The 15,079-nt window shown below is 44.0% G+C and carries 11 protein-coding genes; 1 reads left to right on the forward strand and 10 read right to left on the reverse strand.

The window, feature by feature from the left end:
* Nucleotides 1–271 precede the first annotated feature (271 nt).
* Nucleotides 272–1,501, reverse strand: a complete 1,230-nt coding sequence (locus ACFPIK_RS17820) for a PepSY-associated TM helix domain-containing protein (protein ID WP_377917770.1) — start codon at nt 1,499–1,501, stop codon at nt 272–274.
* A gap of 164 nt (nt 1,502–1,665) precedes the next feature.
* Nucleotides 1,666–3,099, reverse strand: a complete 1,434-nt coding sequence (locus ACFPIK_RS17825; RefSeq protein WP_377917772.1) for a PAS domain-containing protein — start codon at nt 3,097–3,099, stop codon at nt 1,666–1,668.
* Nucleotides 3,100–3,391: 292 nt separating this feature from the next.
* Here ACFPIK_RS17825 and ACFPIK_RS17830 point away from each other — a divergent pair, with 292 nt between their 5' ends.
* A complete protein-coding gene (locus ACFPIK_RS17830; RefSeq protein ID WP_377917774.1) occupies nt 3,392–4,165 on the forward strand; it encodes a hypothetical protein in 774 nt (257 codons plus the stop codon).
* Nucleotides 4,166–4,173: 8 nt separating this feature from the next.
* Here the strand turns inward: ACFPIK_RS17830 and ACFPIK_RS17835 are convergent, their stop codons facing one another.
* From ACFPIK_RS17835 to ACFPIK_RS17870, 8 genes are all read right to left on the reverse strand, one after another.
* Entirely contained in the window at nt 4,174–5,031 is an 858-nt protein-coding gene (locus ACFPIK_RS17835; RefSeq protein ID WP_377917775.1) for a transglutaminase family protein, read from the reverse strand.
* Nucleotides 5,032–5,033: 2 nt separating this feature from the next.
* A complete protein-coding gene (locus ACFPIK_RS17840) occupies nt 5,034–5,777 on the reverse strand; it encodes a proteasome-type protease (RefSeq protein WP_377917777.1) in 744 nt (247 codons plus the stop codon).
* Between the two features lie 17 nt (nt 5,778–5,794).
* Nucleotides 5,795–6,757 (reverse strand): alpha-E domain-containing protein, encoded by a 963-nt coding sequence (locus ACFPIK_RS17845; RefSeq protein WP_377917779.1) that lies wholly within the window; start codon nt 6,755–6,757, stop codon nt 5,795–5,797.
* 11 nt (nt 6,758–6,768) lie between these two features.
* Complete coding sequence (locus ACFPIK_RS17850; RefSeq protein WP_377917781.1) at nt 6,769–8,196, reverse strand: circularly permuted type 2 ATP-grasp protein; 1,428 nt, start codon at nt 8,194–8,196, stop codon at nt 6,769–6,771.
* Nucleotides 8,197–8,354: 158 nt separating this feature from the next.
* On the reverse strand, nt 8,355–9,812 hold the full coding sequence (locus ACFPIK_RS17855) for a potassium/proton antiporter (RefSeq protein WP_377917783.1): 1,458 nt from the start codon (nt 9,810–9,812) through the stop codon (nt 8,355–8,357).
* A gap of 163 nt (nt 9,813–9,975) precedes the next feature.
* Nucleotides 9,976–11,808, reverse strand: a complete 1,833-nt coding sequence (locus ACFPIK_RS17860; RefSeq protein ID WP_377917785.1) for a PAS domain S-box protein — start codon at nt 11,806–11,808, stop codon at nt 9,976–9,978.
* Nucleotides 11,809–11,952: 144 nt separating this feature from the next.
* Nucleotides 11,953–14,013: a methionine--tRNA ligase gene (metG, locus tag ACFPIK_RS17865; RefSeq protein WP_377917787.1), complete on the reverse strand. Its 2,061-nt coding sequence runs from the start codon at nt 14,011–14,013 to the stop codon at nt 11,953–11,955.
* Nucleotides 14,014–14,111: 98 nt separating this feature from the next.
* On the reverse strand, nt 14,112–14,744 hold the full coding sequence (locus tag ACFPIK_RS17870) for a TetR/AcrR family transcriptional regulator (protein WP_377917789.1): 633 nt from the start codon (nt 14,742–14,744) through the stop codon (nt 14,112–14,114).
* Between the last annotated feature and the right edge of the window lie 335 nt (nt 14,745–15,079).

Below are 15,079 nucleotides of genomic sequence, written 5' to 3' on the forward strand. Positions count from 1 at the left end.
AGCAACCATGAACGCTCAGACAAAATGGAACGGAACCATCTTCGCATGGCCATCAATTAGAAAAGACCTAATCGCTTACTTTGAAGATCGATTTAACCAAACTGACACAGTTTAGTGAACACTCCCGGCCATATCTTAAAAACCCTTCGCGCCTTCGTGGCAAAAGGAAAAAAAATCTTTGCGCCCTCTTATTTCTTCTTTGAGAACTTTGCGGCAAAAAAAAGGCTCCCTGCAACCAGAAAGCCATTTTCACTAAATTGAACCTTATTATTTAAGCCACTTCAGCTACAGCCTGAGCTGTTTTCTTATCTGATGGGGCTTTTTTCTTTTTCTTCTTGTTCAACCAAATTAGGGTGCCGGTGATCGGCAAAGATGTCGCAATCAAGCAACCAACAAACCACAAGAACTTGGTAAACTGACCGAAAATTTCACCGGTATGCAGGGCTTTTACGGATCTTCCAATCTGCTGACGCACCGGCAAGTCTCCAAAAAGATTAGCTTCCTTTACCTCCAGATTTTCCGGATTCAGCTTTAACTGATCCGCCCCTGCACGCGCAAAAAAGCCTGTTCTTGACTTGCTGATGGCGATATCTGAACCTGGTTTTTCCGGTAAAGTAATTCGCACATTTCCCTCGTAATTCAAGGTTTTGTTTGCGGCGAGAAGTATTTCATCCAAAGACAGCTCGTAGGTAGGAAGAGTAGCTTCCTCAACTGGCGCTTCTTCTTTTTTGGCTTGTTCTTGCGTAGGACCTTTCTTTTCTTCCTTTGGTGCTTGGTAAATATCCCAGGTTTTTTGCCAGCCTGTTTTGTACCACTGATACGACCAGAATGGACCAGTCACCGCCATGATAAACAAGGCTCCCAGGGAATAAAATGCCAAGGTATTGTGAAGGTCATGATTGACACGCTTCCAGTTGGCATCCCATTTTACCCGGAGTCCTTGCTTCCAGTTTTTGGCTTTTTGAGGCACCCAAATCACCATTCCGGTAATTACTCCCAACAGAAAAAGAAGTGTAGCCACCCCGTTGATAAAGCGACCCAGTTCCTGATTGGTCATGCTTTCCATAATTGGCTCTTCGATTTTGTCCAAAAGCAACCAGCGATGAAGCGAAAACATATAGCCCATAAACTCCTCTGTACTGGTCTTCTCTACATTGTCGGCGATAACTGCACCCGTGATTGGATTTACATACAGGGTTGCAGGTCTTTCTTGCCCTTCTTTTTTAACAGAAAACTGAACCGTCCTTCCCTCCTGCTGGAATACATTGACGCCAACAATTTGACCTTCAACTTGAGCCTCTAGGTTGGATTTGAGTGCGTCGAGCGATTGTGGTACCCCTTGTTTTTCAACAAAATATCGCTCAGAATCAAAAAATTCGCGAATCTCAGTGTTATAGACATAGATCGTGCCGCTGAGACAAACAGCAATAACGATCAAGCCACTTATCAAACCTGCATAGAGGTGAATGTCATTGAGAAACTTTCGGATGGGCTTCCACATAGGACCTTAAATTTATCTGGAACAAATCTAAACAAGAGTTTTTTATTATTTAGAAATGATCTAAAAAAAATCTTCAACCATCCCTCCAACCGAGCAAATCCCTAGAGGTAATGATTTCAAGATTCAAGTATCAGGACCTGTAATTACCGCCTAGGTGGAAAGACTCACATCAAGTCTTCGGATTTATGGCTGATTTCCCGGATTACTTTATCAATCTCATGGGATGCCTTTTTCATTTTGTCCAACAAGTTGGATTGATCAATTTGAGACCAATCGGAATGATCTATCAGTAGATTTACCAAGCCCATCAATCTGGCCAAGGGAGCTCGGATAACATGGCTTTGGAGCCAAGAAATCTCTCTAAACCGTTCATTCTGCCTCCTGATGGTATGCATAGATTGCTCCAATTCGGTTACATTCATCGCAAACACGGAAGCTCCAATAATTTTACCTGAGGAATAGACTGGGTTTATATTTACCCTGTAATGTTCAATCCCTTTTTTGGTCTGGTAGCAGTCATTGATTTCAAGGAACTCACCTTCAAAAACTTTCTGATAATTTTCTCGCCAAAAATCCCTCTTGTCTTCTTGTACAAAGTCTAAAATAGGATCCCCAATGCTTATGGTTTTACCGGTTGAATTCTGACAAAACTTCACAAACTTGGTATTAGCATACCTCAGTTTGAGCTGGATATTGACGGCCCAAATAGACTCCGTAGAGCTTTCAATGATGGATCTAAGCACGGCGGCCTTTTCTTCGATTTTCCTTTCAATAGCCTTAATTTGAGTGATGTCGCTAAAAGTCACCAGCACCTGCGAGACTTCAGCTGAATTCTCTGAAATCTCCGGTATCGCATTGATGAGGATCCAGGTTATTTTTTTAGCCTTTCCAGGCTGAATCCCCATCACCACATTGTTCACCGGCTTTCCTGTCCGTAACACTTGCATGGCAGGATGGTCTTGCCCATGAAATTCTCGCCCGTTTTCATAAACTGCTTTCCAATCAGGATCCATGGAAGTTTTACCAAAAATCTGTTCATGAGTCAACCCTAAAATACGCTCTGCAGCAGGATTGGCGTAGGTAATCTTTCCAGATCGGTCATGGTAAACCACTGCATTAAGCATGTTTTGGAGGAGTGTCTGGTACTTCGCTTCAGATTCAGTTTGGCTTCCCTTGTTACGTTCTTCGAAATGAATTGAAGGTGTATCGGCGAAAAGTGCGGATTCCAGATTTCCAAAGAGCCGCTGGATTCGCTTCATATTTTTCCGGTCTAAAGACTGACTTAATCCGGTAAATTGAAGCCCCACAGTTTTGCCAAGTACCAAAAAATTTAGGGGAATCTCCTGAAAAAGGTCTCCCTTTGGAGGATCTATCCCTTTGCCTTTTCGGCTAGACTCATCGAAAGAAACTTTTGAAATGAGGGTCCTCTGCTTGCCATCGACTAAGACAAAGGCCGCCTGTTGACAATATTCATAAGTCAAAACAGACCATAATGCCACCTTAAGTTTACCTAAAAAATCGGGTGGAAGAATAAAACCTTCCTCAGTACTCTCCAAGTATTGAATGTTTGTAAGATTGCTATTTGGTATTTCACTCATTTAGATTCAAAAATTTCACGGATTCAATTAAACTTTTCTCAACAAAAGTTCAAATCAATTTATTGTAAAAATTATCCAATTATTTTCAATTTACATTTCAAAATTACAAAATGTAGTTTTTTGAAATCTAAATACAAATTCAAGATTGAAAAACATGGTTGACTCGATTTTCCCCTTGAATTAAAAATCCTCTTGGAACAAAAAAATTACACGAATAATCAGGCTAAACTTGAAAAACCTGACTTGTCTAATTTTAAGTTGAATTGGTATCTTTCCAAAAAAAAGCCTGCATATGCCCTTTCGAAAGTTAAGTTTCCTGATCATATCCCTGTTTTTATTAGCGTCTTGCGAGGAAAAAAACACCACTCCCGACCTAAGACTCAATCAGCCGGAAGAGTTTAAAAAGTTACTGGACGCACATGGGGATTGGACCAAATGGGTAGCTGCTGAATCATTTTCATTCGCCATGGTACACGAGACCACCCTGGAATGGGAAAACCATTACATCAGCCTTACCGATGGAAAAACCAGAATAGATGCGGATCTTTTTCAAGCTGGTAATGATGGCGAAAAAGTATGGGTAAGCCCAAACAGGCAAGCTTTTCCTGGCCAATCGGTAAGGTTTTATCACAGACTTTATTCCACTTTTCTGAGTCTGCCATATATCCTGACTGACACGTCCACCCAAGTCAAAAAAATAGAAAATCAAACGTTCAACGGAACGTCTTTCGAAGCTTTCGAAGCCACCCTCAAGCCAGGCACTCACCCTGGCCCATCTGATCGATATGTACTCTTAAAAGATCCTGAGACAGGTCGATTGGCATGGGTGCTTTATGCCGTCACCTTCTTTGACAAAGGCAATCAGGTACAAGAAGCGTTGTCTTACCAAGACTACCGAGATGCTGGCGGCTTGGTATTTCCAAGGGTGATTACAGGATATCAGATCGAAAATGATTCAAGCAAGCGAATACGCTATCAGGCAAGCTTTTCTGATGTTTTTTTGATCAATGAAAAACTGGAAAACTCTCTTTTTGAAATGCCAAAAAAGGCAGTTGCCGCCAACTAAACTTAGGCTTACTTGTGTAAAAGCTTCACATCTACCCGAGTGACCAATTGGGAAGTCGCACTACCAATGTAAGATCCCTGCACGGGAAGTGTCCGCTTGGGATCTGGATGAGAAGCAAGAGGAATGTAGCTTTGATCTGTAAACAATCCCAAACTCGGATCTACTCCTACCCAACCTGCACCAGGCAAAAAAACTTCCAGCCAAGCGTGAAGTTCGTGTCCATCTTCCAGATCGGGATTGAATGCATAGCCTGAGACAAATCTCGTTGCCAATCCAATCTCGCGCAGCATATCCATCTCCATCAAGGCAAGATCACGGCAGGAACCTTTCTTTTGCTCAAAAGTGTAGGTAGAATCCCAAATATTTTCTTCATGACGGATTTCGTGCTTCCATTCTTGATAAATCATCCGGGTAAGCCTGACAATAAAGTCAACCAAACCTGAGGATTCCTTCCTAACCTGAGTTAAAAAATCCATGAAGTAGGTTTCTTCTTTTTCCTGCAAAAAAGGAATCAAAAATGCAGTCCTCTCTTCGTAGCTAAACTGAAACATAGGATTTGACCAGCCGCTTTCTTCGAAAGATTTGTCCAAAATGAAGCCAAATGGATTGAAGCTTTGCAGCTTGAAAATCCACTCACCTGTGATTTCAAGATGGTCAGTCTTTTGGGTAAACCAGCATTGCTTGTACCAGTTTCCAGCTAGATCTTGCCTGAAATTTTCCCCTTCTGTCTTTGGATTTATCTGAAATTTCTGATGCTCTATCCTGAAATAAGGACGGTACTGGGGAATCAAATATAGCTTGTGGATACCAAGCAGAACTACCTGATCATAGGAATATAGAGTATGATGCCAAACCTGAATCAGCATTTTTAGAATCCTTTATCCGATAATTCCAATTTCTCAAAGGCATTGTTGAGGACTTCGGAGGGTAGTTCTTCAATAGCATTTTTGAGCCTATTGTTCCAAAACGCAGAAACATGCTCCAGCTCCTTTTGCTCAAATCTCCGCTCTTGGGTGAAATATTCCCCATTCTTGAGCACCACAGTGTCTATGGGGAAGTCCACATCGTTGGCTGAGATGCGGGTCGCATCAAAAGCCAAAAAGGCACATTTCAAGGCATACTCAAGAGAATCGTCATAATGCAAGGAGCGTTTCAGCACAGGATGACCAAAACCGGTATTGCCAATAATGACAAAGGGTGTTCCTTTTCTGATTTCGATCCAATTGCCCTGAGGATAGAGCAGGTAGAGCTTTGGCTCCACATCGTCCTCCAGCTGTCCGCCAATGATGGAAAATAGGTTAAAATTAAATCCTGCCTCCTCCAAGTAGCTCTTATCTTCTTTTGCTACGACTTTGACTTGATTTCCAAACTCATTGACCGCCTGATAAAGCTTCGTAAATGAATCATCCTGTCGGGCAATTACCTCTGAAAAATAGGTAATCGCTTTATCTCTGACGGATCTCAAGCCCGAGGTCATGATAAAAAAGGAATGCTTATTCCGGTTGACGGTATACACTTTTTTGGAGGAAGTCGTCTCGTTACCGGAGGTAATCCGGGTGTCAGACAGCCCCACGATTCCTTGTTTGGTTTTTATTCCCAGGCAAAAGGTCATGCGATCGTAGTCAGGAGTTAGGAAATGAAGTTGTCTTTGAGACGGAAATAATTGGAATCAATCAGATCGGAAATATGGTTGATTTTTAGTTGAAGTGCATCCAAATATTCATGAAGGCCTACAGAAATTATATCATCGACGTCTGAATATTCTAAGCGGGAACGCATTTCTCCAATCGCTTTTTCTGCAGAATTTTTAAATCCATCTGTAGCATGGCCAGAAATATTATGGAGACAGCGCTCGGCCTCCTTGAGGCAATAATAGATGGACCGGGGAAAATATTTGTTTAGCACCAAAAACTCCACCACTCCCGAGGGATCAATGTTCCCATAAAGCCTGCGGTAGGTATTGAAGCCAGTGACGGACTTGAGCAAGGCCATCCAATGGAGAAAATCCAAGGGTGAACCAACCTCAATCGGAGATGGTAAGAGGATGTGATACTTGACATCCAAGATTCGGGAGGTCTTATCGGCTCGCTCGAGCAGTTGCCCTAGCTGTCGGAAATACCAGCCTTCGGTTCTCGCAACTGTAGCATCAGCAAGACCATAGATCAGCAGGATTTGATTTTTTACGTTTTCAAAAAACTGCCTTGGATCCTCCTTTTTCCAGACCTTTTTCTCCAGTCCGTTTTGCAGCATGTAGTAAAGTTCGTTGACTTTTTCCCAAGTTTCCTTACTCAGATTTTCCCGGATAATGCGTGCGTTTTCTCGCGCGCGATTCACCGCTGAAAGCATACAGTTGGGATTATCCAGATCGAATGCGAGAAAATACATCACCTGATGCCGCTCATAGCCTTCGTACTTCTTGAGGTAAAGATCCAAATCACCTGTAGCCGCCACTAGCGGCTGCCATTGCTCCTTCAGGTCTACAGGCAGATCCTGCATCAGGTTAAAATTCACATCAATGAATCGGGCGTAGTTTTCGGCTCTTTCCAGATATCTTCCGAGCCAGTAAATATGGTTTGCTACTCTACTAAGCATAATCGATCAAATTAATTGTACAACACCCATGTATCCTTGCTGCCACCACCTTGGGAACTATTGACTACCAGAGAGCCTTCCTTGAGCGCAACTCGTGTGAGCGCTCCGGGGATTACTTCGATTTCTTGTCCATATAAAATGTAAGGCCTCAGATCGACATGTCTTCCCGCAATACCGTCATCCGTCAGGCAAGGAACTGTAGATAGGGAAAGGGTTGGCTGGGCGATGTAATTATCTGGGTTAGCCTTGATCAGTTGCCTGAATCGATCATGTTCTTCCTTGGTTGATTTTGGCCCGATCAGCATTCCATAGCCACCCGCTGCATTGGTTTCTTTAACCACAAGCTGATCAATATGCTCCAACACGAAGGCCAGATCCTTTTCTTCCCGACAGAGGTAAGTAGGCACATTATTCAGGATGGGATCTTCTCCAAGGTAGTATTTGATAATCCGAGGCACATAGGCGTAGACAGCCTTATCATCAGCTACCCCAGTTCCTGGGGCATTGGCAAAAGCAATATTACCTGCCTTATAGGCTTCAAATATTCCCGGCACGCCCAGCATGGATTGAGGATTGAAGGTGAGCGGATCCAAAAACGAGTCATCGATTCTCCGATAGATCACATCGATCTGAGCCAAACCTTTGGTGGTCTGCATGTAGACTTTTTTGTCTTTTACCAGCAAATCCACACCATTGACCAGCTCGACTCCCATCTGTAGGGCGAGGTAAGAATGTTCAAAATAAGCTGAATTATAAATCCCTGGAGTCAAGACGCCCACTACCGGTTTGGCTTTATTGGAAAGAAATTGAAGCATTTTGAGCAGCTTGGCGGGATAATCCGAAACCGGCATCACGCCCTTGTCATTGAACAGCTGAGGATAGGCGCGCTTGATGATTTCGCGACTTTCGAGCATATAACTCACGCCTGATGGACACCGGAGATTATCCTCCAAAATGTAATATTCCCCATCCTTGTCCCTGACCAGATCAGTGCCTGTGATGTGGCACCAGATTCCCTTGGGAGGAGTAAGCCCAACGCAGGGCTGAAGGTAGTCTTTGGAACCTAAGATCAATTCGGCCGGAACGACCTTGTCTTTGAGAATCTTCTGATCGTTGTAAACGTCCTGCAGGAAAAGATTGAGTGCATGGACTCGCTGCTTTAGCCCGGCTTCCAGCTTTTTCCATTCGGAGTTGGGAATAATCCGTGGGATAATATCCAGATGCAGTATTTTCTCCAAGCCCTGATTATCGTGGTAGACATTAAACGTCATCCCCATTGCCTTTTGGGTCTTATTGGCTGAAAACTGGAGCTGATGCATTTTTTTGGAAGAAGTCTTTTCCAAGAATTGGTAAAACTCCCGGTAATGAGGCCTGATTTCACCTTCTTTGGTGAACATCTCATCGTAATGTTCCTGACTGGAATATCCCTCTGTCTTCATAGGCTAATGGCTAAATCGTAAGTAAGTTAAAAAAGAAACTCAAAAATCAAGTATTATCAAAAAAATGAATAATAATTAATCAAATTTTAACCAATAAAGCCTAATTATTACATAAAAATTAAAATAATCGATATTTTATTGAACCCGTATAATTGAAATCACTTTAAAATATCCTTGATTTTCTGTTCTTCAGTTTCAGAATTGGTCATCACCATGAGCTTATCCCCAGAAAGTAGCTCTGTGGCACCGGTCGGGGTGATGTATTTATTACCACGATTGACCAAGACAATTAGGGAAGTCTTTGGAAAATTAAGGTCAAGAATTTTTTTGCCATTTACCCCGGCATCCTGCGGCAGCTCGATCTCCAAAAGGGCATTTTTGAATCCATCAGACAGCTCAATATCCAGTAGGCTTTTCCGCTTCAACCCTTCAGGAACAGCCAAGTGGAGCCATTTAGCAACTTTAGCCAGCGTCGTTGCCTGAAGAGAAACCGAAGCAATGACGATAAAAAAGACGATGTTGAAAATGAGGTTGCTTTTTTCCAATCCTGCGATCAAAGGAAACGTGGCAAATACAATTGGTACCGCACCACGCAATCCCACCCAACTGATGAAAAGCTTTTCCCGTGTATTAAACCTGAAAAACAGCAGCGAAACCCAAACTCCCAAGGGTCGCGCCACAAAAATCAAAAACAGCGAAATCAAAAATCCAATCCCGATCACAGGCACAACCTGGGAAGGAAAGACTAAAAGCCCCAAGGTGAGGAACATCATGATCTGCATCAACCAGGCAATCCCATCAAAAAACCGGATATAGCTTTTATAATGGAGGATTCTGGATTGGTTCATCGTGATTCCAGCTAAATACACCGCTAAAAAGCCATTACCTCCAATACGGTCGGTAACAGTGTAAATCATGAGGACCAATCCAAGCATCAATACAGGGTAAAGTCCTTCGTATTCCAAATTGATTCGGTTGACCAAAAAAACGCAACCTTTGGCTAAACCATAACCTACAGCAGCTCCCAAAATCATTTGTTTTAAAAACATGGGAACCAGATCGATTGGTGAAAATCCTTCCAAACTCAGCCAGGAAGTGAGTCCGATGGTAAGGAAAAAAGCCATTGGATCGTTGCTTCCCGACTCCAACTCCAGAAGGGGCCTCAAGTTTCCTTTTAGGCCGATGCTCTTGTTTCGCAAAATGGAAAAGACCGCTGCAGCATCTGTTGAGGACACGATTGCCCCAAGGAGAAGTCCTTCCTTCCATGAAAAATCCCCAACCCATATGGCAAACAGTCCAACAGACACGGCCGTCAACAATACTCCCAGGGTCGAAAGCACCATTCCCGGTCCCATGACCGGTTTGATGGATTCCCATTTGGTATCCAAGCCACCGGAAAACAAGATGTAAGTCAGGGCAATCACACCCAAAAACTGAGCTGCGGCAGGATTATCAAAGGCAATCTTTCCAAAGCCATCCGAACCTGCCAGCATCCCAACCCCCAAAAATAGGAGCAAAACTGGGATCCCTGCTCTTCCTGCTGTCTTGCTAGCGATGATACTCAGAATCAGCAAAACAGAACTGACCAATAAAATATTTTCAGGGGTAAGCTGCATAGAAAAAGGAAATTGGGAAATGTAAAAAAGGCATAGAAAGCCAAAACTTGATCAGATAAGTTAATCCATCTTGATAAAAGTTCCTTTCGAATTGAATTAAGAAGGTTTTGTTTTTCAAAAACCCTTGCCTTTTCGGGATATAAAAGAGTCTGTTAAAATCGGCTCAGTCTTTCTGAGGAGATGAAATATTTCTCATGGCAACGACAGCCCCGAGGAAACTTCCATTTTCACCATATACCGGGCCTCCACTGCAGCATACTATCCGTGTGGTGCCGGAGGTATGCCTGATGCACAATTCCACGTCTTCAATCTCCTCACCCATCCAAGCTCGGTAGAGGGGAACTTCCTCCTTTTTAAGAAGAGTCACTCCATCCGTGTGATACAGCTGATAGTAGTCTGGCCACTCTTCCTGAGGAATATCACGTGAATCCAACCCGTGGAATTCCAGTGTGGCCTTGTTGAATAGATCTAAAGTTCCATTCGCATCACAAGCGACAATACCCACGTCGATGGTATCCAATACAGCTGAGGCAAAGGCGTTTTTGGACATCAGACTAAATTCCAATTCTTTGAATCTGGATATATCCGAATGGGTACCAAACATCACTTCTGGCTTTCCGTCAGGCATCCACCGCATGACTTTCCCCCGATCAAGAATCCATACCCAGTGCCCATCTCTATGCCGCATCCGATATTCACATTCGTAGAAATCGGACTTTTTGGAAAAGCACTCTTGGATCTTCTTATTGGAAAGGGCGATATCATCCGGATGAGCAAAATGCAGCCAAGTCTCCTGTGAAAGAGGCTCAAGATCCTCTAAATCATATCCCAGAATCTCCGCCCACTTTTCATTATAGAGGGTTTCTCCGGTCTGCACATTCCACTCCCAAGTCCCTACTTCGGTACCTTCTAGCACATTGGCCAGGCGATTTTTCTGCTCTTGGAGCTCATCGAGAAACTTCTTTCTCAGGGAGATTTCCTCCATTTGGGCAATAAAGTGCTTAAACTGTCCCTGATCGTCCCAGACCGCCGAGGCGATCAGATTAACCCAAATGATCTTTCCAGACTTGGTGAGGTACCTTTTTTCTAAATTGTAGGATTCTATTTCTCGGTTGAAAAGCTTTTTAGCCTTGTCCAGGTCTTCAAACAGATCATCGGGATGAGTGATTTTTTGAAAGGAAAGTGTGAGTAATTCCTCTTGAGTGTAACCTAGCATGGTACAAAGGCTTCGATTTACCTTGATCCAGTTGCCATACGTATCCAAAAGTCCCATTCCTATAGCTGAGGACTCAAAGGTGGAGCTAAAGTCAAGCATATCCTGACGCAGCGACTTCAACTTCTGAATTTGGATTTCTTTTTCCAGCTCAAATGAAAAAGCTTTCTGTGAAAGAAAGTATACCCCCAAAATCAATCCTACTGCTACCAAGATCAAGGCTAGAAACCCGAAATAATTTACCCGAATAAGGGATTCATTTTCAGCAACCAATCGATCCTTTTCACTCCTTAGTGATTGTTCTAGTCTAAAAAATGCACCTTCTACCTCATGTGACAAGGCCAAAACCTCCGACTCTTCATCCATGATTTTTTCCCGCGCCTGCTCCATCCCAAACTCCCTGAAATAGGTAACCTGCTCCATCATTTTTTCGGAGCGTTCGTTAATTTTCTCCTTTAGCAAATTGAAATTGATCTCAAACCCGTCTATTGCGAGGCCATCTTCATAAAAGGAATCCAGGAGCTCCTTGGAATTGGAATCAAACTCGATGAAGCGGTCTAGGTAGGATTTATTCGGATTAAACTGAAACCTCCTTTTTTCGAGAACAGAGGTGAGGTAATTTTTATACACTCGATCCAGCTCATTGATTTTCAGCTCTATCCGTAGTAGCCGCTTACTGAGTTCTGTCTGTCTGAGGTAATTGTAAAAATAAAGACCTGCACAGAGAATCATCAGGATTCCGGCTATCGCTAATACTATTCGCTGGGTACGCAGGTTTTTCATTTCTCAGGCATGGATCTGGCAGATCGTCAGGTTATAATGATGTCCTGATAGGGTGATTTCAAATCCGGCCGCATTTTCCGAAAATGTGAGGATAAAAAAAAACTGACCGTGGAAATCAGTCAGTTTTTGGAACAAGGAGATTACTTAAGAAATGGTAGATCCACTTGAGGTGGCTTCATGAGGCTGAAGCAGTTTCAACTTACCATCCTTGTCTTCAGCCATGAGGATCATTCCCTCGGAGTCGATCCCCATCATTTTTCTTGGAGCCAGGTTGATGAGCATGACGATTTGCTTCCCGATCAGAAATTCCGGTTCAAAGTGCTCAGCTACCCCACTCAATACCGTACGCTGTCCCAGACCGATATCCACTTTTAACTTAAGCAGTTTTTTGGATTTAGGCATTCGTTCCGCTTCAAGAACGGTCACGACGCGCATATCCAGCTTGGCAAAATCCTCATAGGTAATCAATTCCTTCATCGGAGTCACAGGCGCGTTGGCAGCTTCATTCATTTTTTTAGCATCAAGGAGTTTTTGAACTTGTTTTTCTACGGTTTCGTCTTCGATTTTTTCGAAAAGTAGGCCCATTTGCCCCAAGGCACGATTGGCGCGGATTAAACTGCCGTTGCCGGCCTCAGCCCATTTCCCAGCCTCCATTCCAAAGAGATCAAAAAGCTTCTTGGCTGTATGAGGAAGGAAAGGTTCGGAGACTATCGCCAGGTTTGCAGCGATATTGAGCGCAATGTTGAGGATCGTTTTGGTCCGAGGCTCATCAGTTTTGATTTCTTTCCAAGGCTCAGTATCTGCCAGGTATTTATTGCCCATACGGGCCAAATCCATCACGATCGATAGCGCCTCACGGAATCGGTAGCGCTCCAAGGATGCAGCTATTTTCTCAGGAAATGCCTCTAATTCTCTCAATACTTCCTGATCAATTCCTCGCAATTCACCTCTTTCAGGCACGATGCCATTGAAAAACTTTTGTGTCAGCACCACAGCTCGGTTCACAAAGTTGCCATAGATGGCCACCAACTCAGAGTTATTTCTGCCTTGGAAATCTTTCCAAGTAAAGTCGTTGTCTTTGGTCTCAGGCGCATTGGCCGTGAGGGTGTATCGGAGCACGTCCTGCTTGCCCGGAAACTCCTGCAAGTACTCGTGAAGCCAAACGGCCCAGTTGCGTGAAGTGGAGATTTTGTCTCCTTCGAGGTTTAAAAACTCGTTTGCGGGTACATTCTCAGGGAGTACGTAACCACCGTGTGTTTTCAGAATGGCTGGAAAAATGATGCAGTGGAATACAATATTGTCCTTGCCGATGAAGTGTACCAGCTTGGTGTCCTGATCTTTCCAATACGGCTGCCAGTCGATGCCTTTCTCGGCTGCCCACTCTTTGGTAGAAGAAATGTATCCGATCGGCGCATCAAACCACACATAGAGCACTTTGCCCTGTGCATCATTCAAAGGCACGGGGATTCCCCATTCCAAATCACGGGTCATGGAGCGAGCCTGAAGTCCGTCTCCAGCCTCCAACCAGGATCTGCACTGTCCGAGGACGTTGTTTTTCCAGTCATCGGCATGGTCTTCGAGGATCCACTTTTTCAGGAAATCCTGATACCTAGCAAGATCCAAAAACCAATGCTTCGTATCCTTCAGGACCGGGGTGCGTCCGCTGAGTTTAGACTTGGGATTGATGAGTTCTGTTGGACTGAGTGCCGTGCCACACTTTTCGCACTGATCTCCGTAGGCGTGTTCATTGCCACACTTAGGGCAGGTGCCTTCGATGTAGCGATCGGCTAGAAATTGCCCAGCCTCCTCGTCGTAATACTGTTCCGTAGTCTGCTCGAGGAATTCCCCTTTTTGGTACAAGTCGGTAAAAAATCCCTGTGCCGTCTCGTGATGGATCTGTGCCGAGGTACGGGAATAGTGGTCAAAGCTGATCCCAAATTCCTGAAAGCTGTGCTTCATCATCTGATGGTAGTGGTCTACCACCTGCTGTGGAGTTTTACCTTCTTTGGCGGCTTTGATGGTGATGGCTACCCCGTGCTCATCCGAACCGCAAATAAAGGCTACATCACGTCCCTGAGAACGAAGGTAGCGCACGTAGATATCTGCCGGCACATAGCAACCTGCCAAGTGTCCAATATGAAGGGGACCGTTGGCATAGGGAAGCGCAGAGGTAATGGTGTATCGTTTGAAATTTTTAGTACTCATGAGTGAATAGATGGAAGACGGGAGACAGAAGACCGAAGAAAGGTCTTTCTGTTCTTTAAAACCGAGGCCAAAGATAGAGAAATCGACTGAAGGGCGGACTAAGCGTTAATAAATTCGTTGCGGGCTTCTTCAGTCAATATACCGTTGTAGATAATACTGATCGCTTGGTCGTAAATGTCAGAAGCGGGGATTTTCAATCCCTTTTGGATGGATTCGGGAAACTGACTGTAGAACTTCGGATCCAATAAAGCCTGAATCGCAGCTGCATACAGCATCACAATCAGGCAGACATTGATCCGGGGATTGACCAATCCTTGAGCGATCCCCTGCTCGATCAGCTTGGCAAATCTCAGGTACGCCGATTCGTTGATGTATTCGGTCAAGGCCTCCCAAATCTCTGGGGCATATTCTCGGAGGTCTTCAAAAAGTTCGGGATTGATCGGGGCGAGGTGCGTAGCGACTACGGTCAGGGAAGATTTGAGTTTGAGGGGAAAAGAAAGGTGCCTATTGTCCAGAATCGCCTCTACTTTGGCAGTCAGCTTGGTTTTTAGCACTTGAAAAGAGGCGGAAAGCAATTCCAATTTTCCTGGGTAATACTTATAAAGCGTCTTTTTGCTCATTCCCAGATCAAGAGCAATGTCATCCATGGTCGTGTGACGGTAGCCTTTCTGCAAAAATTGCTTGTAGGCGACATCCAGTATTTTCCCTTCCAATCCCAGTTTTTTACTCATAGTGGGGCAAAGATAATCAAGGTATCGGGTTGTCATGTTTTCCGCCAAAGCTGTTGTCGGTGTTGTCTCGTTGTCAAAGTTTAAACTGATGTTGTTGGTTGAAAATCTTTCGTCCATGTTGTCCGTGTTGTCTGGTTGTCCGCTAAAGCTGTTGTCGGAGATGTCTCGTTGTCAACGAACCTTTGCCTCTTGTTCACTTAAGAACATGAGGGAGTGTTCACTAAACTGTGTCAGTTTGGTTAAATCGATCTTCAAAGTAAGCGATTAGGTCTTTTCTAATTGATGGCCATGCGAAGATGGTTCCGTTCCATTTTGTCTGAGCGTTCATGGTTGCT

Origin of the sequence: Algoriphagus aquatilis (assembly GCF_042657405.1) — a bacterium.
Taxonomy (GTDB): Bacteria; Bacteroidota; Bacteroidia; order Cytophagales; family Cyclobacteriaceae; genus Algoriphagus; species Algoriphagus aquatilis.

What these genes read in the sequence shown, in the direction of transcription:
- ACFPIK_RS17820 (WP_377917770.1), bottom strand. Translation starts at nt 1,501, where the DNA reads ATGTGGAAGCCCATCCGAAAGTTTCTCAATGACATTCACCTCTATGCA.
- ACFPIK_RS17825 (WP_377917772.1), bottom strand. Translation starts at nt 3,099, where the DNA reads ATGAGTGAAATACCAAATAGCAATCTTACAAACATTCAATACTTGGAG.
- ACFPIK_RS17830 (WP_377917774.1), top strand. Translation starts at nt 3,392, where the DNA reads ATGCCCTTTCGAAAGTTAAGTTTCCTGATCATATCCCTGTTTTTATTA.
- ACFPIK_RS17835 (WP_377917775.1), bottom strand. Translation starts at nt 5,031, where the DNA reads ATGCTGATTCAGGTTTGGCATCATACTCTATATTCCTATGATCAGGTA.
- ACFPIK_RS17840 (WP_377917777.1), bottom strand. Translation starts at nt 5,777, where the DNA reads ATGACCTTTTGCCTGGGAATAAAAACCAAACAAGGAATCGTGGGGCTG.
- ACFPIK_RS17845 (WP_377917779.1), bottom strand. Translation starts at nt 6,757, where the DNA reads ATGCTTAGTAGAGTAGCAAACCATATTTACTGGCTCGGAAGATATCTG.
- ACFPIK_RS17850 (WP_377917781.1), bottom strand. Translation starts at nt 8,196, where the DNA reads ATGAAGACAGAGGGATATTCCAGTCAGGAACATTACGATGAGATGTTC.
- ACFPIK_RS17855 (WP_377917783.1), bottom strand. Translation starts at nt 9,812, where the DNA reads ATGCAGCTTACCCCTGAAAATATTTTATTGGTCAGTTCTGTTTTGCTG.
- ACFPIK_RS17860 (WP_377917785.1), bottom strand. Translation starts at nt 11,808, where the DNA reads ATGAAAAACCTGCGTACCCAGCGAATAGTATTAGCGATAGCCGGAATC.
- metG (WP_377917787.1), bottom strand. Translation starts at nt 14,013, where the DNA reads ATGAGTACTAAAAATTTCAAACGATACACCATTACCTCTGCGCTTCCC.
- ACFPIK_RS17870 (WP_377917789.1), bottom strand. Translation starts at nt 14,744, where the DNA reads ATGAGTAAAAAACTGGGATTGGAAGGGAAAATACTGGATGTCGCCTAC.